The sequence below is a fragment of the Desulfovibrio sp. 1188_IL3213 genome (assembly GCF_036763145.1).
Taxonomy (GTDB): domain Bacteria; phylum Desulfobacterota; class Desulfovibrionia; order Desulfovibrionales; family Desulfovibrionaceae; genus Desulfovibrio.
This window is the reverse complement of sequence record NZ_JBAIYR010000485.1, coordinates 1-1,584: the sequence shown is the minus strand read 5'-3', so window position 1 is coordinate 1,584 and position 1,584 is coordinate 1. Positions and strand designations below refer to the sequence as shown.

Genomic DNA, 1,584 nt, shown 5'->3' with positions numbered 1-1,584 from the left:
CGCCATGCACGACAACCGACTGGGCAGCCTGGCCGTGGGCCAGGCCGCGGACTGCGTGGCTCTGGATCTCACGGCCCCCAATATGCAGCCCCTGTACAATCCTGTTTCACACCTTGTTTACGCCGCCACCGGCATGGAAAATCGCATGACCATGATTGCCGGAGAAATTGTTTATGAAGATGGAAAATTTACCCGTTTTGACTATGACGCCCTGTGCCGTGAAATGACGTCTATCCGCGATTTTGTACGGCGTCAGGCCGGCATGGCCTGACCGGCCGCCCAGGGCAAAAGGGCTGCATTTCCGGCATGGTGACATGGGCCGCATTCGCACCGGCCGCCGCTGCCGGGAAATTCTCGCCTCACGCCCCTTGACAGCGGCTTGCGTTCGGCTATATTTCTCTATTCCGAACCGGCGGCCCAGTGCCGCCGCTATTTCGCAATACGGCGCTTCGGCGCATGGAGGTTTTGCTATGACCGCTCTGGAAAACGCCACCAAGACCGACGAAGGTGTGGTACTCAACGGCTTTGTTCTTGCCCCGGTGGTGGAACAGTGTGCTGGCTGTGAACGCGTGCGCGAATTTGAAGACGAACAGTTCTGCTCCAGCTACCCCGTTCCTGCCAAAAAGTGGGTCGGCGGCCGCTGTAATTTCGCCACTCATATAAAGACTCAGTCCGGTTCCGGCTCCAAGGTCAACCCCCTGAAGGCGTCCAAACGCGCCGCCAAGGGCCGTTAGAACAATTTCACTTTGAAATTGCTCTGGCGGCTGCGTGAGCAGACGCCCGCCGCGCAGGCGCAGTGTATCTGCGCGGTTTAACGCTGGCGCGGGCGTTCTGGAAGCATTGAGAACAGATATTCTCAATGCGAAAATGCTCTGATGCTCTGGCCACTGCGTACGCAGCGTCCGCCACCAACGGATAGGTGCCGCAGTGAGCGACGCAACTGTATTGAAAAGTGTCTTTTCAGTGCCTGAAGCGCGCAAGCTGGATGTGAAAGAACGACGTCGGATCTTCGGCTTTTGTTCCGCTGCGGGCAAACCGCGCGGTACAGGCCGTTTTTCCGTTTCTTCAGCCGTGCGGCTGCCGCATCCGGGCCAGGATTCCCCAAGGGGCTGCGCAAGCAGCCTCTTGGTTTTTCTTTATCTGCGCCGCAACGACATGCCGCTGCCAGCATGTGTGGAACACTCAGGCACAGGCGCACGCCGCCGTGGCTGCTGCCACTGCTGCCCTCCGTTGACATCACGGGCAGAGGCGGACAAAAAACAGAGCCTTTGGGGTACGTTGCACAAAGCGCTCTTTGCAGAACTGTTCACAGCAGCGCAGGACAGTGCCGGGAAGTTTGTGCCGTGGTGTGGCAACGCAGATGCACGCAGCCCCAAAGTGGCGGCATAAACCTGCGCTGCCACACCACGGCACAACCATGAAAAACATTGCGGCAGTGCCGATTCAGTGCAAAACTGGGCAAGAGGAAAAACATGCATAAGGATATGGACGCCCTTTTACGCGGTCTCGCCGTGCGAGAAGACCGCGTGGTGACGCTGCAAAGCGCGCTGACGGCCTGCCCGGCCCTGGGTCCGGACAACGGCG

General features: G+C 59.0%; 2 protein-coding genes. Both read left to right on the top strand.

What is annotated here, in order from left to right; all coding sequences use genetic code 11:
* On the top strand, positions 1–271 hold a 271-nt coding region (locus tag V6C16_RS12865), incomplete at its 5' end, for an amidohydrolase family protein (protein WP_442886234.1).
* Positions 272–470: 199 nt separating this feature from the next.
* Positions 471–734, top strand: coding sequence for a PxxKW family cysteine-rich protein (locus V6C16_RS12860; RefSeq protein WP_333535230.1), 264 nt, complete (start codon positions 471–473; stop codon positions 732–734).
* Positions 735–1,584 lie beyond the last annotated feature (850 nt).

Excerpts from the sequence above, each read along its gene's own strand:
- V6C16_RS12860 (WP_333535230.1), top strand. The coding sequence starts at position 471 with ATGACCGCTCTGGAAAACGCCACCAAGACCGACGAAGGTGTGGTACTC.